Annotated in this window: 18 protein-coding genes; 6 read left to right on the top strand and 12 right to left on the bottom strand. The window is 73.3% G+C overall.

The annotated features are described in order from the left end of the window. Positions 1–102: 102 nt before the first annotated feature. On the top strand, positions 103–741 hold the full coding sequence (locus ACNAVT_RS17040) for a TetR/AcrR family transcriptional regulator (RefSeq protein ID WP_416297385.1): 639 nt from the start codon (positions 103–105) through the stop codon (positions 739–741). Between the two features lie 65 nt (positions 742–806). Then, positions 807–1034: a DUF3107 domain-containing protein gene (locus ACNAVT_RS17035; protein ID WP_265008317.1), complete on the top strand. Its 228-nt coding sequence runs from the start codon at positions 807–809 to the stop codon at positions 1032–1034. 93 nt (positions 1035–1127) lie between these two features. Here the strand turns inward: ACNAVT_RS17035 and ACNAVT_RS17030 are convergent, their stop codons facing one another. Continuing rightward, positions 1128–1319, bottom strand: coding sequence for a ferritin-like fold-containing protein (locus ACNAVT_RS17030; protein ID WP_416297383.1), 192 nt, complete (start codon positions 1317–1319; stop codon positions 1128–1130). 319 nt (positions 1320–1638) lie between these two features. On the opposite strand from ACNAVT_RS17030, the gene ACNAVT_RS17025 reads away from it, so the two are divergent. The 3 genes from ACNAVT_RS17025 (at position 1639) to ACNAVT_RS17015 (ending at position 5198) form a co-directional block, all read left to right on the top strand. Beyond that, complete coding sequence (locus ACNAVT_RS17025; RefSeq protein ID WP_416297381.1) at positions 1639–3297, top strand: DEAD/DEAH box helicase; 1659 nt, start codon at positions 1639–1641, stop codon at positions 3295–3297. Positions 3298–3485: 188 nt separating this feature from the next. After that, complete coding sequence (locus ACNAVT_RS17020) at positions 3486–4637, top strand: class I SAM-dependent methyltransferase (protein ID WP_416297380.1); 1152 nt, start codon at positions 3486–3488, stop codon at positions 4635–4637. Between the two features lie 120 nt (positions 4638–4757). After that, positions 4758–5198 (top strand): helix-turn-helix domain-containing protein, encoded by a 441-nt coding sequence (locus ACNAVT_RS17015; RefSeq protein ID WP_416297378.1) that lies wholly within the window; start codon positions 4758–4760, stop codon positions 5196–5198. Here ACNAVT_RS17015 and ACNAVT_RS17010 read toward each other — a convergent pair. From ACNAVT_RS17010 to ACNAVT_RS16995, 4 genes are all read right to left on the bottom strand, one after another. Continuing rightward, positions 5179–6237: a hypothetical protein gene (locus ACNAVT_RS17010; protein WP_416297376.1), complete on the bottom strand. Its 1059-nt coding sequence runs from the start codon at positions 6235–6237 to the stop codon at positions 5179–5181. The genes ACNAVT_RS17015 and ACNAVT_RS17010 overlap by 20 nt on opposite strands. After that, positions 6230–6460 (bottom strand): heavy-metal-associated domain-containing protein, encoded by a 231-nt coding sequence (locus ACNAVT_RS17005; protein WP_416297373.1) that lies wholly within the window; start codon positions 6458–6460, stop codon positions 6230–6232. Before ACNAVT_RS17005 ends, ACNAVT_RS17010 begins: the two co-directional genes overlap by 8 nt. A 109-nt stretch (positions 6461–6569) precedes the next feature. Continuing rightward, complete coding sequence (locus tag ACNAVT_RS17000; protein WP_416297371.1) at positions 6570–8690, bottom strand: DEAD/DEAH box helicase; 2121 nt, start codon at positions 8688–8690, stop codon at positions 6570–6572. Positions 8691–8804: 114 nt separating this feature from the next. Then, positions 8805–10589 (bottom strand): BTAD domain-containing putative transcriptional regulator, encoded by a 1785-nt coding sequence (locus ACNAVT_RS16995; protein WP_416297369.1) that lies wholly within the window; start codon positions 10587–10589, stop codon positions 8805–8807. A gap of 141 nt (positions 10590–10730) precedes the next feature. Here ACNAVT_RS16995 and ACNAVT_RS16990 point away from each other — a divergent pair, with 141 nt between their 5' ends. Further along, positions 10731–11540 carry a hypothetical protein gene (locus tag ACNAVT_RS16990; RefSeq protein WP_416297368.1) on the top strand — a complete coding sequence of 270 codons (810 nt, stop codon included), beginning with the start codon at positions 10731–10733 and terminating at the stop codon, positions 11538–11540. A gap of 104 nt (positions 11541–11644) precedes the next feature. On the opposite strand, the gene ACNAVT_RS16985 is transcribed toward ACNAVT_RS16990, so the two are convergent. The 7 genes from ACNAVT_RS16985 to ACNAVT_RS16955 form a co-directional block, all read right to left on the bottom strand. Further along, positions 11645–12391 (bottom strand): SDR family NAD(P)-dependent oxidoreductase, encoded by a 747-nt coding sequence (locus tag ACNAVT_RS16985; protein ID WP_416297366.1) that lies wholly within the window; start codon positions 12389–12391, stop codon positions 11645–11647. Between the two features lie 91 nt (positions 12392–12482). Beyond that, complete coding sequence (locus ACNAVT_RS16980) at positions 12483–13598, bottom strand: branched-chain amino acid ABC transporter permease (RefSeq protein ID WP_416297364.1); 1116 nt, start codon at positions 13596–13598, stop codon at positions 12483–12485. Next, positions 13595–14485, bottom strand: coding sequence for a branched-chain amino acid ABC transporter permease (locus tag ACNAVT_RS16975; RefSeq protein ID WP_416297362.1), 891 nt, complete (start codon positions 14483–14485; stop codon positions 13595–13597). Before ACNAVT_RS16975 ends, ACNAVT_RS16980 begins: the two co-directional genes overlap by 4 nt. Beyond that, entirely contained in the window at positions 14482–15210 is a 729-nt protein-coding gene (locus ACNAVT_RS16970; protein ID WP_416297360.1) for an ABC transporter ATP-binding protein, read from the bottom strand. The genes ACNAVT_RS16975 and ACNAVT_RS16970 overlap by 4 nt, the downstream gene beginning before the upstream one ends. Beyond that, positions 15207–15950, bottom strand: coding sequence for an ABC transporter ATP-binding protein (locus ACNAVT_RS16965; RefSeq protein WP_416297358.1), 744 nt, complete (start codon positions 15948–15950; stop codon positions 15207–15209). Before ACNAVT_RS16965 ends, ACNAVT_RS16970 begins: the two co-directional genes overlap by 4 nt. A gap of 3 nt (positions 15951–15953) precedes the next feature. Beyond that, complete coding sequence (locus ACNAVT_RS16960; RefSeq protein ID WP_416297357.1) at positions 15954–17156, bottom strand: substrate-binding domain-containing protein; 1203 nt, start codon at positions 17154–17156, stop codon at positions 15954–15956. A gap of 469 nt (positions 17157–17625) precedes the next feature. After that, positions 17626–18747, bottom strand: a complete 1122-nt coding sequence (locus ACNAVT_RS16955; protein ID WP_416297355.1) for a glycerophosphodiester phosphodiesterase — start codon at positions 18745–18747, stop codon at positions 17626–17628. Between the last annotated feature and the right edge of the window lie 103 nt (positions 18748–18850).

Here is an 18850-nt window from a genome sequence, read left to right as displayed (position 1 = left end):
GGCGATAAGTTACAGCGGCGGGCCAATTCCGGGACGGGTTCCCGAACCCCGAACGGTTCGGGTGATAAGTGCCGGCTCGTACGATGAAACTCGGAGGTTCCCATGACCGCTGTGGGGAACGGTGCGCAGACCGCCGGCCGGCCCACCCGCCTGCCCCGCTCGGCGCGGCGCAAGCAGCTGCTCGCCGCCGCCCAGGAGGTGTTCGTCGCGCAGGGCTACCACGCCGCCGCGATGGACGACATCGCCGAGCGGGCGGGAGTCTCCAAGCCCGTGCTCTACCAGCACTTCCCCGGCAAGATGGAGCTCTACCTGGCACTGCTGGACACGCACTGCGACGCGATCGTGGCGAAGGTGCACGACGCGATGCGCGGCACCAACGACAACAAGGAGCGGGTCAGCGCCTCGGTGCGCGCGTACTTCGACTTCGTCGACCACGAGAGCGAGGCGTTCCGGCTGGTCTTCGAGTCGGACCTGCGCAACGACCCGGCCGTCCGGCAGCGGGTGGAGCGGGTCGAGCAGGGCGCCATCGCCGCGATCACCGACACCATCATCTCGGACACCGGCGTGAGCCGGGCGCACGCCGAGCTGCTCGCCTCCGGCCTGGTCGGCGCGGCGGAGACGGCCGCCCAGTTCTGGCTGGCCGGCGGCCGGCAGGTGCCCAAGGCGGAGGCCGAGGCGCTGGTCGCCGCCCTGTCCTGGCGGGGCATCGCGAGCTTCCCGCTGCAAGACGAGTCAGCCTGAACATCGGCCCGGCAGATCGGATAACCTTCTCACGGCGGCTCTTTCGCCCCAGTTGAGGAGGCACTGTGGAGGTCAAGATCGGCGTGCAGTACGCGCCGCGCGAGCTGGTCCTGGAGAGCGCGCAGTCGCCGGCCGAGATCGAGCAGATCGTGACCGACGCCGTCGCCAAGGGGGAGGGCACCCTCTCCCTGACCGACGAGAAGGGCCGGCGGGTCATCGTGCCGGTCGGCAAGGTCGCCTACGTCGAGATCGCGGAGGCCTCGCCCCGCGCGGTCGGGTTCACCGTCCGCTGAATCCCTGCCGGTTCGCCGTGGCGGGGTGCCCGCCACGGCGGCGCCGGGTCTCAGTTGTTCAACCCGGCGGCGGTCACCCGCAGAGTGTGCGCGTCAGCCGACCGCCGGAACAGCGCCGGCACGTCCACGCCGTCGCGGTGGGCGATCAATGCGGTGGGCGATCAACGCGGTGAGGTCGCCCCGGTCCGCGGTGGCGACCCGGTCGTCCTGGGAGAACGCCTCCCCGACGAGCCGCCGCGCCCACCCGTAGAGCCGGTCGACCAGGGCGGGGTCGGGGGCGGACACGAGCGCAGGCTACCGCCCGGCCGTCGCCCCGGGGCGTCCCGAAAGCCTGTGACCCAGGTCACACCAACCTGGCCCGAATGCCGGCCCAGCAGCGGAATCAGGACGACCCAGGAGCGGTTCAGGTAGTATGGAACAGTTGCCGTGGGCACCGACCCGATCAGCGCCGGACAAGTCAGCCGAGCTGATCACCGCCCGGTCCCCGGCGCGCGTGCGGCCCGGTCCGGCTCGGCGTACCGCCCCCGACCGTGTGGCCCGCGCCATACCGACCGCGCCCTGAGGACATGAGGGGCGCACCACGAGAGGGCACCCCCAAATCCATATGAGTGAGCAGACTCAAGGCCAGCCGCTGGCCCCCACCGCTCCGGTCCGTCCGGAGGCTCCCACCTTCGCCGCGCTCGGCGCCCGTCAGGAGACCGTCGAGGCCCTCGCCTCCGCCGGCATCACCCGCGCGTTCGCCATCCAGGAATACGCGCTGCCGATCGCGCTGCGCGGCGTCGACCTGATCGGCCAGGCGCCCACCGGCACCGGCAAGACCCTCGGCTTCGGCATCCCGCTGCTGGAGCGGGTGTTCGCCCCGTCCGAGGGGGGCGACGGCGTGCCGCAGGCGCTGGTCGTCGTCCCCACCCGCGAGCTGGGCCTCCAGGTCGCCAAGGACCTGGACGCCGCCGGCCGCACCCGGGGCGTCCGAGTGCTGCCGATCTACGGCGGGGTGGCGTACGAGCCGCAGATCGAGACGCTGCGCAAGGGCGTCGAGATCCTGGTCGGCACCCCGGGCCGGCTGCTGGACCTGGCCAAGCAGAAGCACCTGCGGCTCGACCGGGTGCACGCACTGGTGCTCGACGAGGCCGACCGGATGCTCGACCTGGGCTTCCTGGACGACGTCGAGAAGATCCTGGCGATGCTGCCGGAGGACCGGCAGACCATGCTTTTCTCGGCGACCATGCCGGACCCGATCGTGGCGCTGTCCCGGCGCTTCCTGCGCCACCCGATCACCATCCACGCCGGGCACACCGCCGAGACCGGCCCGAGCCCGCAGACCAAGCAGCTGGCCTACCGCACGCACTCGCTCAACAAGACCGAGATCGTGGCGCGGATCCTCCAGGCGGAGGGGCGCGGCCTGACGATGGTCTTCACCCGCACCAAGCGGGCCGCCGACCGGCTCGCCGAGGACCTCGACTTCCGCGGTTTCGCGGTCGCCGCCGTCCACGGCGACCTGGGTCAGGGCGCCCGGGAGCGGGCACTGCGGGCGTTCCGCGCCGGCAAGATCGACACTCTGGTCGCCACCGACGTGGCCGCCCGGGGCATCGACGTCACCGGCGTCACCCACGTGATCAACTACGACTGCCCCGAGGACCAGGACACCTACACCCACCGGATCGGTCGTACCGGCCGGGCCGGGGCGACCGGCGTCGCGGTGACCTTCGTCGACTGGGACGACGTGCCGCGCTGGCGGATCATCGACAAGACCCTCGGGCTCGACATGCCCGAGCCGCCGGAGACCTACCACACCTCCGCGCACCTCTACACCGACCTGGACATCTCCCGGGACGTCACCGGCACCCTGCCGACCGCCGAGCGCACCCGCGCCGGGCTGTCGGCGGAGGCCGAGGAGGACCTCGGCGGCGGCCGCTCGCGGCGCGGCGAGCGCGGCGAGCGCGGCTCGCGGCGCGGTGACGGCCGGGGCCGGGAGCGCCGCCGTGGTCGCGGGGGCGACACCGGCGCGACGCCCGAGGCCGAGGCCACCGAGGCGTCCGCCGAGGAGGGCACGCGCACCCCGCGCCGCCGGCGTCGCCGCCGGGACGGCGAGGCGGTCGCCGGGGAGCCCACCACGGTGATCGCCGCCGAGGGCGGGCCCGAGCCGGTCGCGTCGGCCGCCGCCGAGAGCGAGGCGGCACCCCGGCCGCGCCGCCGCCGGCGCCGTCGTGGTGGCGGTGGCGGATCGGGCGCCGGCACGCCGGCGGAGGCGACCGCCGACTGATCGCCGCACGACCCTGACATCCCCCGCGCCGGCTTCCCGGCGCGGGGGATGTCCCGTCTCTGCTCGATCGCACCGCCGGACCGGACCGGCGCACGCCCGGCGGCCGCGGGGCGGGGCGCCGACGGGACGCAGGACACTCACGGCCGGCCGGCCCCCGGGGGGCCGGGACCGGGAAGGAAGATGGAGTCATGCCGGAACCGCTGGACGCCGCCCTCACCGAGGTGCGGGCGCTGCTGCTCGACCCCACCCTGACCCGGGCGGTCGCCGCCGGACGGCGCCGCGGGCAGCGCCCCGCGGTGGTCCGCGCCGAGCTGCGCCCGGTCACCCTCAAGGCCGGCCCCCGGCTGCAGATCTCCACCTCCGACGGCGCCCGGCCGTACACCCGGAACGTGTCGCCGGGCGCGGAGGCCGGCGCGGCGGTCGACGCGCTGCTCGCCGAGCCGTTCGGCAACTGGCACGTGGAGACGGCCGACACGACGCTCCAGCTGCGGGTGACCAAGTCGGGTGAGGCACAGGTGCACCGGGCGGCGGCGAGCCGCCCGGCACCCGAGCCGGGCGGCCACGACCGGGCCAAGGACTACCTGCTCGACCCGGGCGACCCGATCTTCGCCGAGATCGGCGGCTCGGCGGCGAAGCGCCGCCAGGTGGACGCGTTCCTGCGAGCGCTGGCGGCCACCCTTCCGGACGACCTGACCGGGCCGCTGCGGGTGGTCGACCTGGGCTGCGGAAACGCGTACCTGACCTTCGCCGCGTACCGCTACCTGACGCAGCGGGGGCTGGACGTGACGCTGGTCGGGGTGGACGTCCGCGAGGACCAGCGCCGACGCAACACCGAGCTGGCCGAGCGGCTGGGCTGGGCCGACGAGGTGGCCTTCGTGGCCGGCACCATCGCCGACGCGGCGGTCGAGCCGGCCCCCGACCTGGTGCTGGCGCTGCACGCCTGCGACACCGCCACCGACGAGGCGCTGGCCCGGGCCGTCCGGTGGGGTGCCCGCTGGGTGCTCGCCGCCCCCTGCTGCCACCACGACGTGGCGGCCCAGCTGCGGTCCCGGCCGGCGCCCGGGCCGTACGAGCTGCTCACCCGGCAGGGCATCCTGCGCGAGCGGTTCGCGGACGTGCTGACCGACGCGCTGCGCGCCGGCCTGCTCCGGCTGCACGGCTACCGCGCCGAGGTGGTGGAGTTCGTCGACTCCCGGCACACCCCGCGCAACCTGCTGATCCGGGCCCGGCGGACCGGGAACACGCCGACGGAGGAGCAGCGGGCGGAGTACCGGGAGCTGATCGACCAGTGGGGCGTCACGCCCCGGCTGGAGGCACTGCTGCCCGGGTCGCCGGCCTGACGGCGGCGGTCCGGCACCCGGGGCCTTCCGGCCGATCAGTCAGTTGTCTCGGCAGGCGGTCGTACTACGCTCGGAGCCGCACCGTCCGGTGCTCCCGGCGGAAAGGAAAGACCCCGGAGGATGGGTTCCGCAGAGGATTCGCCGCAGATGGCGTTCGCGCGCTTCGTGCGGCGCGCCATCGATGACGCCCGCGCGGAGCGCGGCTGGACGGTGACCGATCTGGCCACCCACACCGGCGTGGGTCGGTCCACAGTGTTCCGCTGGCTGGCCGGCGACTGGCAGGACTACCCCGAGCTGGCCAAGGTGCGCGGGTTCTGCGCCGCGCTCGACCTGCCGGTGGCCGCCGCCTTCCGCGCGCTCGGCCTGCCCGGTGCCAGCCCGGTCCCCCGCCGCCGCGCCGCGGACGCCCCGGTGGAGGCGGACATCCGGGTGATCCTCGAACGGTTGGCCGACCCCGGCGTCCCCGCCGAGGAGAAGCACCATATCCGGGATCTGCTCCGCTATCTGGCCCGCCGGCCGATCCGCGGGCCGGCTGACCCGCTCAGGCCACCGTCACCGTGAACGCGGCGGTACGCACCACGCCGGCCACCTGGAAATCGAGGAACATCCGGTAGCGCCCGGGCCCGGGCGCGGTCATCCAGAACGTCACGGTGCCCGGTTCGTCCTGCGGGTCGGGGTGCACGTGCAGGTAGCCGAGGTCCCCCTCGCGCAGCGCGACCAGGTGGCCGTACGCGCCGAGGTAGCGCTCCAGCGGCGCGGCGGCATTGCCGGTCCGGATCGAGAAACGCACCGGAAGCGTCTCCCCCGCCTTCGGCGTGCCCTCGTAGCCGACGGTGAACCCGTCGACCGTGGTCGAGGTGGCCGGCGCCGGCAGCGGTCGGGGCGCGTACCCGCCGGGCGCGGCCAGGTCGACGCCGAGCGTGACCGCGGTCTGCCGGCCGTCGTCGGCGACCGCGGTGAAGTCGGCGTAGGCCCGCCAGACCCCCGGCTCGGGCAGGGTGAGCGGCACCGACCAGGTGCCGTCGGCCGCCATCGTCGGGTGCAGGTGCTGATAGCCGGTGAGGTCACGGCGCACCACGATGAGGTGCATCGGCTTGTCGTGCACGACGGCGAAGCGGGTGACCGGGCGTCGCCGCTCGTCACGGATCTGGAACCGCAGAACATCGGCCCGGCCGGCCGGGAACGCCACGGTCGACGGGGCGAGCGTGTAGCCGGCCGAGCTGATCGACAACCCGCCGGCGTCCGCGCCGCCGGCCTGGGCGGCGGTGGCCCCGTCGTGCGAGTGCGTGCCGGTGCCCGGCGCATGGGTGTGCGTCGCGGTCGCCGGGGCGGCGCCGGACGGGGTGGCGGGCGGCGGGTTCAGCCGGCCGAGACCGAAGCCGAGCAGCACGGCGAGCACCAGCCCGCCCACCACCAGGGCGAGCCGGAGCGTGCTCCCGTCCACCCCGACCGGCCCCGCCCCGGCCGCACCGGGGTCGATCCGGCCGATCCCGGGCAGGTCGAGGTCGCCCGCGGCCGGTGGTCGCGGGCCGGCCGGGACCGTGGTCGCCGGATCGGGATCGGCCGCCGGCGGGGCGCCGGCGGGCGGCGATTCAGGCAACGCCGCCGGCCAGTTCGTAACCCGCCTCGTCGACGGCGGCCCGCACGGATTCGACCGGCAATGGCTCGGCGCTGGTGAGCGTGGCCGTGCCGGCGGCCAGGTCGACCCGGACCTCCTCGACGCCGGGCAGGGCGAAGAGTTCCTCGGTGACCGCCCGCACGCAGTGCTCGCAGGTCATCCCGGTGACGGCGTACGTCTGGGTGACAGGTCGCTGCTCGGTCATGCGCCCACGGTACCGCCGGCCACCCCGCCGGCGCGGCAACGGTCGGCGACGGTGGCGACGCTCGCAGTCCGGCCGGCCCGGGAACTTTTCCCCGACCGGGACCGACGGTTCACCCAGCGACCGCGAGGGCCAGCGGGAGCACGTCCGGGGCGCCGGCTCGGCGCAGCAGCCGGGCCACCATCGTCATGGTCCAGCCGGAGTCGACCAGGTCGTCGACCAGCAGCACCGGCCCGTCCAGACCGGCCAGGGCCTCGGCCAGCTCGGCCGGCACGGCGAAGGCGTCGTGCAACGCGCGTACCCGCTGGGCGCTGTTGCCGCGCGGGCCGGCGGCCCCGGGCGGGCCGGTCGGGACGACGCGGCCGAGCAGCGGGAGGCGGCCCACGGTGGCGATCCGCTCGGCGAGCGAGCCGACCAGCGCCGGGTGGGTGCGGGAGGCGACGGCGACGACGCCGACCGGGCGGCGGGGCCAGGGGTCGTCGCCGTGCGCCCAGGCCTTCAGCACCTCGACCACCGCCGCCGCCACGTCGTCGGGGAACGGGCCGTCCGCCGCGTCCGGGCCGAGCAGGCCGCGCAGCCGCCCGCCCCAGCCCAGGTCGGAGAGGCGACCCACGGCCCGCCCGGGCAGCGCCTGCTCCGCCGGGGCGATGCGGCCCTTGAGGGGTACGCCGACCGACTCCAGGCCGGTCGGCCAGAGCTTCTTGGGCGCGATCGCCACGCCGGGGCGGCCGAGGAAGGTCTGCGCGGCGGTGAGCGCGGCGTCGGAGACCTCGGCGGTGAACAGCGGCCGGGCGCAGTTGTCGCAGCGTCCGCAGTCGGCCGCGCCGGCGTCGTCCAGGCACTCGCGCAGGTAGCGCATCCGGCAGCCGGGCGTGCCCGCGTACTCGCGCATGGCCTGCTGCTCGGCGGTGCGCGCCTGGGCGACGCGGCGCAGCCGGGCCTCGTCGTAGACCCACGGCTCGCCGGTGGCGAGCCAGCCGCCGCGCACCCGGCGGACCGCGCCGTCCACGTCGAGCACCTTGAGCATCAGCTCCAGCCGGGCCCGGCGCAGGTCGACGATCGGTTCGAGGGCCTGGGTGGACATCGGCCGGTCGGTGTGCAACGCGGCGAGCACCGCTCGGACCTGCTCCTCCGGCGGGAAGGCGAGCGAGGCGAAGTAGCGCCAGATCGCCGCGTCCTCGACGCCGGGCAGGAGCAGCACCTCGGCGTGCTCGACGGCCCGGCCGGCCCGGCCGACCTGCTGGTAGTACGCGATCGGTGAGGGCGGCGCGCCCAGGTGCACCACGAAGCCGAGGTCGGGCTTGTCGAAGCCCATCCCGAGCGCGCTGGTGGCGACCAACGCCTTGATCTTGTTGTCCAGCAGGTCCTGCTCGGCGGCGCGCCGGTCGGCGTCCTCGGCCTGCCCGGTGTACGCGGCCACCGTCCAGCCCCGCGCGCGCAGGAACTCCGCCGTCTCGCCGGCCGCCGCCACGGTCAGCGTGTAGATGATCCCGGAGCCGGGAAGCCCGTCGAGGTGGTCGGCGAGCCAGGCCAGCCGGTGGGCCGGGCTCGGCAGGTCGAGCACGCCCAGCCGCAGCGACTCCCGGTCGAGGGTGCCGCGCAGCACCAGGGCGTCGCCCAGCTGCTCGGCGACGTCCTGGGTGACCCGAGCGTTGGCGGTGGCCGTGGTGGCGAGCACCGGGGTCCGCTCGGGCAGGTCGGCGAGGAACGTACGCAACCGGCGGTAGTCCGGCCGGAAGTCGTGCCCCCAGTCGGAGACGCAGTGCGCCTCGTCCACCACCAGCAGGCCGGTGGTGGCAGCCAGCTTCGGCAGCACGCCGTCGCGGAAGTCCGGGTTGTTGAGGCGCTCCGGGCTGATAAGCAGCACGTCCACCGCTCCGGCGTGGATCTCGGCGGTGATCTCGTCCCACTCGTCGAGGTTGGCCGAGTTGATGGTCCGGGCCCGGATGCCGGCGCGGGCCGCCGACTCGACCTGGTTGCGCATCAGCGCCAGCAGCGGCGACACGATCACCGTCGGGCCGTGGTCCCCGCTCTCCCGGAGCAGGGCGGTGGCCACGAAGTAGACCGCCGACTTGCCCCAGCCGGTGCGCTGCACGCAGAGCACCCGCCGCCGGTCCACCACCAGTGCCTCGACGGCCCGCCACTGGTCCTCGCGGAGCCGGGCGTGCTCACCCGCCAGCCGCCGCAGCACCGCCTCGGCCCGCTCCCGTACGGCCACCCGATCCTGGCTCATCCGGCATTTCTACCAGCGTCCGCCTCACTCCGGCCGTCGCGCGCCCACGCCCACTCCAGTTGATCAAGAGGGATGCGTCACGATCCGAGGCAGGGGAAGGCGTCAACCTCCTGGTCAACCCTGCGTGGGCGGGAGCGGGGGGAGGAAGACGAGGATGTTGCGGAGCGAATCGGTGAGCGCCGGAGGGAGCAGGCAGCGGGCCGCCAGGTCCTCCATCGAGCCGAAGGGACCCCGCAGCCACCGGTCCATCACCACCTGCTGGCTCTGCGCGGCGGTGATCCCGGGGAGCTGGGCGATGACCTGGTCGTTCACCGCGTTGATGTCGACCAGCCCGCCGTCGTCGAACGTGCGGGGCAGGTCCGGTCGCCCGATGTGCAGATCCCGTCGGGCGGCGGGGTAGTGGTGCAGCAGGTACCGGGCCTGCTCGCGGCGGACCCGGCGCTCCTCGCCGTCCGGCGGCGCCGGGACGGCGGCCCGGCCGCGCAGCGCCCCGCTGATTTTCCGGTTGAGCAGGATCAGATGCCCGATGCCGCCGACCCAGGCGGCACCGAGCCCGATGATCGCGATGCCGTCCAGGAGATTCGGGGGCGCGTCGGGATCGCTCAGCTCCATGGCGATCGGGAAGAAGACCGCGCCGGCGAGGTAGGCGATGGTCGCGAGGGCGAGCGGGCCGCTCCGGCGGCGGATGGCGTAGAAGAGCATCACCAGCCAGGTCAGCAGGCCGAACGAGAGCAGTACGGCGATCACGGAGAGGGCCGTACCAAGGTGACTGACCCAGATCGGTGACTCGGCGCGCCGCTGCTGCTCAGGAACGAAAGCGGGCGGCGGAGGGAACACGGCCGCGGGCGAGGCCGGCGGGTCGGCGTCTCCAGCTCCTGCCTCGCTGCCCCGCTGCGCCGGCACCGGCCACCCGCCCTCGGCGTGGTCCATCGCGAACGGCGCGGCGGCGGGCGGCAGCGGAAGAAGCGGCGCCGGATCGGGCGGCAGGACAGCGGGCGAAGCGAGACTGGCCGACAACGGCGCGGGCGGCGGGACGGCGACCGGCGGCGGCACGGCGACCGGCGGCGGCACGGCGACCGGCGGCGGCACGGCGACCGGCGGCGGGACGGCGACCGGCGGCGGGGTGGACAGCAGCGCCGGGTCGGAACGCAGGATGCGTCGGTGCAGCTCCTGCAGCACCTCGCCCGGCTCGATGCCGTACTCCTCGCGAAGCAGGTCGGCAAACTCCCGGTACGCGGCAAGCGCCTCCGCCTGCCGTCCACTGCGGTGCAGCGCCAGCATCAACTGGTGCCGCAGCCGCTCCCGGACCGGGAACTCGGCCACCAGCTCGACCAGCTCGCCGACCAGCTCGCGGTGCCGCCCGATCTCCAGGCCCAGCTCGGCGCGGCTCTCCAGGGCCACGGCCCGCAGCTCGACCAACCGGTGCCGAGCGGTCTCGAAGTACAGCCCGGCGAACCCGGTGAACGGCTCGCCCTGCCAGAGCTCCAGAGCCGCCGCCAACTCGGCCAGCGCCTCCTCGGTACGGCCCTCCGCGTGTCGCTGCCGCGCCCGGTGTACGCCGCGCTCGAAGCAGACCGCGTCGACCGTCTCCGGCGGGATCCGCAGCAGGTACCCGGCGTCGGTGAGGGCCAACACCTGGCCCGGCGCGCGCGGGGACCGGTCCGGTTCCAGCACCCGGCGCAATCCGGCCACGTACTTCTGCACGACGTTGGGGCCGTTGGCGGGGGGCTCCTCCGGCCAGACCGCCTCGATGATCTGCCCGGTGGGCACCGGGCGGCCGGCGGAGAGCAGCAGCACGGCGAGCACGGCGCGCTGCTTGCCGGGGCCGAGATCGACCGGGCGGTCGGCGTACCACGCCCGCTGAGGACCGAGGATCTCGAAGCGCAGCATCCCTGACATGCGAGTATCCGCTCCTGACACCTCCGAGGTCGCCGGACGACGGTGCCGGCAGCCGGACGGCAGCATATCGGCAGCGGAACCGCCGTGGCGGTCGCCACCATCGTCATCGGCAGACGCCACGCAGCGAGAAAGAGAAACGCAATGACACAGGCAACGGGCAGCGCCGGGACCATCCGACGGACGGTGGGCACGGTCGCCGCCACGCTGGCCGCCACGGCCCTGCTCGCGGGTTGCGGGCTGAAGAGCGACCCGGCCGCCGCGCCGGGGACCCGCTCGACCACCAACCCCAAGGAGGAACTCCTCGGTGCCGTCCCGGACGAGAAGACCGGCGCCTTCCGGTTCGCCGGCAAGGACGCGTCCAGCGATGTGAGCGGTCGGATCGACCCGTCGTCCAAGGCCGTCGAGATCAACATGGCGATGGCCCCGGACAAGGACGGCATCACCGTGAAGATGTCCTTCCTGATCATCGAGGACAAGCTCTGGATGAAGGCGAAGTTCAGCGGACAGCCGGGCCTGCCGAAGTTCCCCGACAAGTGGATGACGCTGGACCGGTCGAAGCTGACCGACGGCGGCAGCGTGCCGAACTACGACGGCGCGGACCAGGGCAATGCCGGCCCACTGATCGAGGCGGCCACCTCGGTCGAGCAGCAGGGCCCCGGGAAGTACACCGGGTTCATCGACGTAATCAGCGGAAGCGCGGCCAAGGCGCTGGACGACGGTGAGGCGGAGGCGCTCGGTGAGGCCGGCAAGCGCGTGCCGTTCACCGCGCTGGTCGGGCCGGACGGGCACCTGTCCTCGCTGGTGCTGGAGATTCCCGCGGCCGGCAAGCAGAAGGCGTACCAGTACGTCGTCACGTACACCGAGTTCGACGGCACTCCGAAGATCACCGCGCCGGTCGGCAGCGCGGCGACGAAGGCGCCGGCGAAGGTGTACGAGCTGCTGAACAGCTGAGCAACGACGGAAGGGCGGCGGCCACACGGGGGGTCGTCGCCCTTGCCGTGCGAGCAGGGTCCCCGGTCAACGCCCGGCGTTGACCGGGGACCCTTCCTTTCGCCTCAGCGGCCGAGGACCGAGCCGCCGTTGACGCCGAGGACCTGACCGGTGACGTAGCCGGCGGCGGGGCTGACCAGGTAGCGGACGGCCGCCGCGATGTCGTCCGGCAGGCCGGCGCGGCCGACCAGGGTGGCGCCGACCCGCTTGGCGTGCCCCTCCGGGGTCATCCGGTCGCCGAAGAACTCGGTCTCCGCGACGTACCCGGGGCTGACCACGTTGACCGTGATCTGCTCCGGGCCGAGCTGGGCGGCCAGGTCGTACGCCCAGCCGTGCAGCGCCGCCTTCGCCGCCGAGTACGGCCCGGCCCCGCCGCGCTGTGCGGCGATCGAGCTGAGCAGGACCACCCGGCCGCCGGGGCGGCGCAGGGCGGGCCGCAGCGCCTCGGTGAGCAGGACGGCGGTGAGCACGTTGGCGTCCAGGTTGACCCGCCACCAGGCGGCGACCTCGTCGAGGGTGCCGGTCGGCCCGCCCAGGTAGCCGCCGGCGTTGTTGACCACCGCGTCGACGGTCCGGTCCCCCACGGCGGAGACGACCTCGGCGAGCTGCGCCGGGTCGGTCAGGTCGGCGGTCGCCGCGCGGACCGCGTCCGGGCGCCCGCACTCCGCTCCGATCCGTTCCGCGGCGGCCCGCAACACGTCCTCCCGCCGCCCAACGATCAGCACGTCATACCCGTCGGCGACAAGGCCCCGTGCGACGGCCGCCCCGATTCCGGTCCCGCCCCCGCTGACAACCGCGAACCGCTCCCCCAACTCCCCGACCCTTTCCTTATTGATCAAGAGGTTTGCGTCATCCTACGCCCGGGTCCCGGCAAACCCCTTGATCAACTCGGTGGAAAGCAGGTCAGGGGCGGCGGAGGGCCGCCCGGAGGAAGGTCAGGCGGGATCTGAGGCTGGCCAGGCCACCGGGGAAGAAGTAGACGGCCAGGATGAAGACCGTGCCGAGGACGAAGAGCGGCTGGGACAGCGGGTGGCTGAGGAACGCCGGGAGGCTGTCGACCGCGTCGCTCGCACCGAAGACGGTCAGCCGGTGGTCCAGGTACATGTAGAGCACGCCGCCGAGCACCGGCCCCCAACGGGTCCCCGGACCGCCGAGCACCACCATGACCAGCAGCGACAGGGTCAGCTCCGACGACGTGACGTGCGGGCTCGCACCACCCACGATCAGGCAGTAGACCGCGCCGCCGGCGGTCGCCAGCCCACCGGCCAGGGTGAACGCGACCAGCTTGAACCGGTACGGGTCGAGCCCGAGCACCCCGATCCGCCGCTCGTCGTCGCGCAGCCCGGCCAGCACCCGCCCGGTCGGCGAGCCGCTCACCCGATGCACCACGAAGACCACCAGGGCCAGGTACGCCAGCGCCAGCCAGTACAGGTTCACCGTGTTGGCCACCCCGACCAGCGCCGACGGGAGCCCCGAGACGTCCAGGGGCAGCCCCTCCTCGCCGCCCGTGAGCCCGCCGAAGTCCCGGGCCACCAGGATCGCCCCGACCTGGGCGAAGGCCAGCGTCACCATGGCGAACGCGATGCCGACCGTACGCAGCGCCACCGCGCCGAGCAGCGCGGCGAGGACGGTCCCGCCGGTCACCGTGAGCACCGCCGCCTGCCACAGCGGCAACCCGGCCCGGGTGACCAGGACGTCGGTGCCGTAGACGCCAGCGGCGAAGTAGAGGGCGTGCCCGAAGGAGAGCATCCCGGTCCGCCCGAAGAGCAGGTCGTAGCCGGCCGCCAGGCCGCCGAAGACCAGGCAGATGGCGAGCAGTTGCAGGGTGCCCGGCGAGTTCAACGGCCCCTCGAAGACTCCCGGCAGGTTCAGCGTCGAGTACGGCACGATCGCCGCCACCACCAGGGCGGCCAGCGGCGCGTACGGGCGCAGCCCGTGCCAGCGGGAGTGCCCCGGTGTCAGCTCGTCGGGCACCGCCGCGGGCGGCGCCGCAACCTCGGGGCTCTTGACCTCGGTCATGCCGTTGCCACCTTTCCGGCCAGGCCCTGCGGACGCAGCAGCAGCACCACGGCGAGCAGGCCGACCACGCAGAGGTCGCCCAGCCCGGACGTGCCGTAGTAGTTGACGAACTGTTGCAGCAGCCCCACCGCGACCGCCGCGTAGGCGGACCCGACCACCGAGCCCATCCCGCCGATCACCACCACGATGAACGCGAAGATCAGCAGCGAGCCGCCCTGTCCGGGCGAGACGGTGCCGAAGTAGACCCCGCCGAGCGCGCCGGCCAGCGCGGCAGCCGCCCCGCCGATCGCGAAGACCAGGGTGAACGCCTTGCGGACGTCGATGCCGAGCGCGGTCACCATTTCCCGGTTCTCCACCCCGGCCCGGATGATCAGGCCGTACCGGGTGAAGCGGAGGAAGGCGAGCAGCGCGCCGAGCACCACCGCCGCGGCGACGATCAGCAGCAGCCCGGCGTTCGGGACCTGGGCGCCGAGCACGGAGGTGACGGCCCGGGTCCACTCGGGCCGCGGGAACGGTCGCGGGTCGGCACCCCAGGTCGCCTGGAGCAGCGCCACCCCGGCCAGGGACAGGCCGACGGTGACCAGCACCTGCTCGATGGTGCGGGAGTAGAGCGGCCGGATCAGCACCAGCTCGACCAGTACCGCCACCAGCGCGCCGGCGAGCACGCCGAAGGCGACCGCCAGCACGAACCCGAGGCCGTCGGAGCCGGCGCCGGGCAGGTTGCCGGCCGCCCACCAGGTCGCGTACGCCCCGACGCCCAGGAAGAGGCCGTGCGCGAAGTTGAGCACGTCGGCCAGGCCGAAGACCAGGGACAGGCCGGAAGCGACCAGGAAGTAGAGCGCCGCCAGACCGAGCCCGGTCAGCGCCAACAGAATCACCGTGCTCATGCGTGCACCTCGCCCGAACCGACACCCAGCAGCGACCTGGTCAACGCGGCCTCCCGCAGCAGTTCCTGGGCGTCGCCGGTCCAGGCCACCTTTCCGGCGGAGAGCACCACCGCGTCCTTCGCCAGCCGGCGGACCACCGCCAGGTTCTGCTCCACCAGCAGCACCGGCACGGATTCGGCCACCCGTTCCAGCACCTCGGCCACCTCGGTCACCACCTTCGGCGCCAACCCCTTGGTCGGCTCGTCGATCAGCAACAGCCGGTTGTCGTTGAGCAGCACCCGACCGATCGAGAGCATCTGCTGCTGCCCGCCGGAGAGCGAACCGGCCCGTTGGCGTCCGCGCCGGTCCAGCTCGGGAAAGAGCGAATAGACCTTGTCGTACGCCGGGGTGGTGCCCCGCCGCTCGGCGAGCCGCAGGTTCTCCGCGACGGTGAGGCCGGCGAAGACGCACCGGTCCTCCGGCACGTAGCCGAGGCCGTCGCGGACCAGCCGGTGGATGGGGCGGGCGAGCAGGCTGCTCGCGCCCATCCGGGCGGTGCCGCGCACCTCGCCGTTGCGGGGGGTCAGCCCGACGACGGCCCGCAACGTGGTGGTCTTGCCCACGCCGTTGCGGCCGAGCAGCACAGTCACCCCGGTCGGCGCGACCTCGAACGACACCCCCTGGAGGATGTGCAGCCCGGCGATCCGCACCGACAGGTTCTCGACGCTGAGGACTGGTTCACTCATAGCGCCTCCCCCAGGTACGCCTCCTGCACGGTGGCGTTGGCCATCACCGTGTCCGGGGTGTCGCAGGCCAGCAGCGCCCCGTGGTGCATCACGGCGATCCGGTCGGCCAGTTCCAGGATCACGTCCATGTGGTGCTCCACCATGAGCACCGACCGCCCGCTGTCGCCGGTCAGCGACTTGATCACGCTGACCAGCTCGGGCACGTCCTCGGCGCTGACCCCGGCCATCGGCTCGTCCAGCAGCATCACCCGGGGCTCCCCGGCGAGCAGCAGGGCGATCTCCAGCTTGCGCTTCTCGCCGTGGGCCAGGGTGCCGGCGAGCGCCGTACCCCGGTCGGCGAGGCCGACCCGGTCGAGCGCCGCGTCGGCGGCGGCGGCCACCTCCCGGTCGGCCGCCGCTCGCCGCCACAGCTTCATCGAGCCACCCCGGTGCGCCTGTACGGCCAGCCGGACGTTCTCCCGCACCGTCAACGAACCGAAGACCGAGGACGCCTGGAAGGTACGGCCCAGCCCGAGGCGGGCCCGCCGGTGCGACGGGAGGCCGGTGACGTCCTCCCCGTCCAGCAGGATCCGCCCCTCGGTGGGCCGGCGCAGGCCGGTGATCAGGTTGAACAGGGAGGTCTTGCCGGCACCGTTCGGCCCGATCACGCCGAGGAACTCGCCGGGCGCGAGGTCGAGGTGGACGCTGTCGACAATGGCGACCTCACCGATCCGCCAGGTCAGACCGCGGGTGGCGAGCACGGGTCAGCCCTTCATCTGGGTGACCGGAGGCGCGGTCTCGTCACCGGTCAGGGTCTTCTGCGCGGTCGCCGTGTACTCGGTGCCGCTGCCGGAGAGCTTGGCCTGGTACATCGGCTGGAGCAGCGCGTGGTCCTCGGCCCGGATGGTCATCTGGCCCTTGATGCTGTCGAACTGCCAGCCCTCCAGCGCCTTGATCATCTTGTCGACGTCGTCGCCGCCCTCCTGCACGGCGCGGACGACCATCTGGGCGGCGGTGAAGCCGTCCGGGTGGAACAGGTCGAGCGTGCCGCCCGGGATCTTGGCCTTGGCCGCCTTGGCCGCCTCGGTGTCGCTGGCCCCGTCGAAGTAGTGCGACAGGAAGGAGATCTTGCTGCCGGCGGCGCCGAAGGTCGGCCAGGAGGCGCGGATGTCGAGGCCGGTGACGACCGTCGTGGAGGCGAGCACGCCCTGCTGGTCGAGGGTCTGCCACATGGCCGGGGCGGTGGTGCCGGCCCACGCGACGAAGAGCAGATCCGGCTTGGCGGCCTTGATCTGGCTGGCGAACGGGGTGAACTCGGTGGCGCTCGCCGGGGCCCGGACGCTACTCACGGTCGCGCCCGCACCGCCGATCACCGCCTTGACGGCGGCCTCGTTCGCGTCACCGAACGCCCCGTCCTGAGCGAAGACGACCACCTTCTTGCCGGTGGCGTCGCCGATGAAGGACTTGGCGGTCACCACGTCCTGGTAGGACTGCCGGCCCGAGCGGAACGTGTACTTGTTCGCGCCGGTCACCGCGTCGGTGGCGGCCGGCCCGGAGATGAACAGGACCTTGTTCTGCGCGGCGATCGGGGCGACCTGGAGGGCCACGCCGGAGGCGGTGGAGCCGGCGATGATCTTCGTACCCTTGCCGATCAGGTCCTTGGCCGCGGAGACCGCCTTCGCCGGGTCCCCCGCGTCGTCGGTCTCGGTGAGCTCGATCTTCCGGTCACCGACCTTGCCGGTGCCCTTGGTGGCGTAGTCGAGGCCGGCCTTGAAGCCCTCGATGTACTGCTTGCCGTAGCTGGCCAGCGGCCCGGACTGGGAATACACCAGCCCGACCTTGACCGGTGCGGCGTCGCCGCCGCCGGAGGCGGTGTCCTGCGGGCTGCCACAGGCCGTGGCGGCCATCGCGGCCGCCATCATCGTGGCGGCGGAAAGGAACACCCGTCGCGTGTGCCGGATCGTCATTACGACTCCAGGTGAGGACAGGGGGAACTCATTTGTCGGCTCACGCTAGAAGTGACGTCACCCACGAGCTATGTGGCCGAAACACACAAGTATGCGTGGTGGGGTGGCCATGCCTAACAACTGTCGCCCGCCGCCGTGTGGCCCGGAAGAATCCTGGTGGCCCGGGTCGCCATCGGCAGGCCAGGCGGTGTGTCGCCCCCCGCCACCGCCTCGCGGGCCTTGTCGTTGCTGCACGACCGTGAGCTGATCACCGGCCAGCCGGCCGGGGCACCTACGTCGCCGAGCGCTCCGGGCAGTAGTGTCCTCGCTCCCAATGGACCTGATGACGTAAGCGATTCACGCCCGAACGACGGAGTGGAGCCCGGCGACCAGGCGCGAACAGCACGTGGGGTGCCCGGATCGAGCCGGACACCCCACGTCACGGAAAGCGCCGCGCCGGGACTCCCGAGTATCCCGGCGCGGACGCCGATCAGAGGCCCGCGCGGGCCGCCACGGCCGTGTCCGGCTGGTCGGCGAAGGCGCCGTCCAGGCCGAGGCCGAAGAAGAGTTCGTACTCGGCCGTGATGTCGCCGCGGGCGTTCGGGTCGGTGCCGATCCGGTAGTCCACCGGCAGGAACTGGTTCTCGGCGCGGAACGTCCAGGCGTGCACGAGCAGCTTCACCCGGTGCGCGTCCTGGATCACCGTGGTCGGCGGGAGCAGCCTGCCGGCCGCGTCCCGGGGCACGATCAGGTTCTTGTTCAGGCCGACGCCGTCGGCGTACCCCGCCACCCAGGCGAGACCCTGCGCCGAGGCCAGGTCGGCGTAGGTGCGCGGGTCACCGGCGGCGGTGAAGTCGTACGGGCGGCCGGCGGAATCCATCAGCTGGATCAGCCGTACGTCGATCATGCGGTCGAGCTTGCGCAGGTTGGCCGTCTCGAAGCTCTGAATGAACACCGGATCGTTGCGGTGGGTCAGCTTGTTGGCCTTGAGCACCTTGACCAGCGGCTCCTCCAGCGGCAGGCCGACCTCCGGCGAGGCGAAGTAGCTGGGGTGCTTGGTCTCCGGGTAGACGCCGATCGTCCGGCCTCGGGCCTTGGACTCGGCCCGGGCCAGGTCGATGACCTCCTGGAAGGTCGGCACCTCGAACGTGCCGTCGAACGCGGTGTTGGCCACCCGCACCTGGGGCAGCCGCTCCTTGGCCCGCAGCGTCTTGAGCTCGGCCAGGGTGAAGTCCTCGGTGAACCAGCCGGTGGCCTTCACCCCGTCGATGGTCTTCGTCGCCTTGCGCGCGGTGAACTCGGGGTGGTCGGCCACGTCGGTCGTACCGGAGATCTCGTTCTCGTGCCGGGCGACCAGCACGCCGTCCTTCGTCGAGACCAGATCCGGCTCGATGTAGTCGGCGCCCATCCTGATCGCCAGCCGGTAGGCCTCCAGCGTGTGCTCCGGGCGGTAGCCGCTGGCGCCCCGGTGGCCGATCACAATGGGCTGCTTGGCCGCACGGGACTGCTCGGCGCGGGGCTCCGAGTCGGCCTGGGCGGCCACGGCCGGCACCACCACGGCCGCCGCGAGCAGCGCGCCGGCCACGCCGAGGGTGGAAAGGGTACGTCGCAACGCCGTCTCCTGTCGTCGATGGATACGCCCAGCAGACCGGTCCTGGTTGGCCACCAGTTGGTCGGTTCCTGTCCTGCCGGTGAATCTCCGGACGGAAGATGAC

This window comes from Micromonospora sp. SL4-19, from assembly GCF_047921475.1.
Taxonomy (GTDB): Bacteria; Actinomycetota; Actinomycetes; order Mycobacteriales; family Micromonosporaceae; genus Micromonospora.
Note: the sequence above shows the minus strand (reverse complement) of the source record. Positions and strands in the feature narration are given on the sequence as shown.

Excerpts from the sequence above, each read along its gene's own strand:
- ACNAVT_RS17025 (WP_416297381.1), top strand. The coding sequence starts at position 1,639 with ATGAGTGAGCAGACTCAAGGCCAGCCGCTGGCCCCCACCGCTCCGGTC.
- ACNAVT_RS17000 (WP_416297371.1), bottom strand. The coding sequence starts at position 8,690 with ATGAGCCAGGATCGGGTGGCCGTACGGGAGCGGGCCGAGGCGGTGCTG.
- ACNAVT_RS17005 (WP_416297373.1), bottom strand. The coding sequence starts at position 6,460 with ATGACCGAGCAGCGACCTGTCACCCAGACGTACGCCGTCACCGGGATG.
- ACNAVT_RS16970 (WP_416297360.1), bottom strand. The coding sequence starts at position 15,210 with ATGAGTGAACCAGTCCTCAGCGTCGAGAACCTGTCGGTGCGGATCGCC.
- ACNAVT_RS17040 (WP_416297385.1), top strand. The coding sequence starts at position 103 with ATGACCGCTGTGGGGAACGGTGCGCAGACCGCCGGCCGGCCCACCCGC.
- ACNAVT_RS17020 (WP_416297380.1), top strand. The coding sequence starts at position 3,486 with ATGCCGGAACCGCTGGACGCCGCCCTCACCGAGGTGCGGGCGCTGCTG.
- ACNAVT_RS17015 (WP_416297378.1), top strand. The coding sequence starts at position 4,758 with ATGGGTTCCGCAGAGGATTCGCCGCAGATGGCGTTCGCGCGCTTCGTG.
- ACNAVT_RS16990 (WP_416297368.1), top strand. The coding sequence starts at position 10,731 with ATGACACAGGCAACGGGCAGCGCCGGGACCATCCGACGGACGGTGGGC.
- ACNAVT_RS16975 (WP_416297362.1), bottom strand. The coding sequence starts at position 14,485 with ATGAGCACGGTGATTCTGTTGGCGCTGACCGGGCTCGGTCTGGCGGCG.
- ACNAVT_RS16995 (WP_416297369.1), bottom strand. The coding sequence starts at position 10,589 with ATGTCAGGGATGCTGCGCTTCGAGATCCTCGGTCCTCAGCGGGCGTGG.
- ACNAVT_RS16980 (WP_416297364.1), bottom strand. The coding sequence starts at position 13,598 with ATGACCGAGGTCAAGAGCCCCGAGGTTGCGGCGCCGCCCGCGGCGGTG.
- ACNAVT_RS16960 (WP_416297357.1), bottom strand. The coding sequence starts at position 17,156 with ATGACGATCCGGCACACGCGACGGGTGTTCCTTTCCGCCGCCACGATG.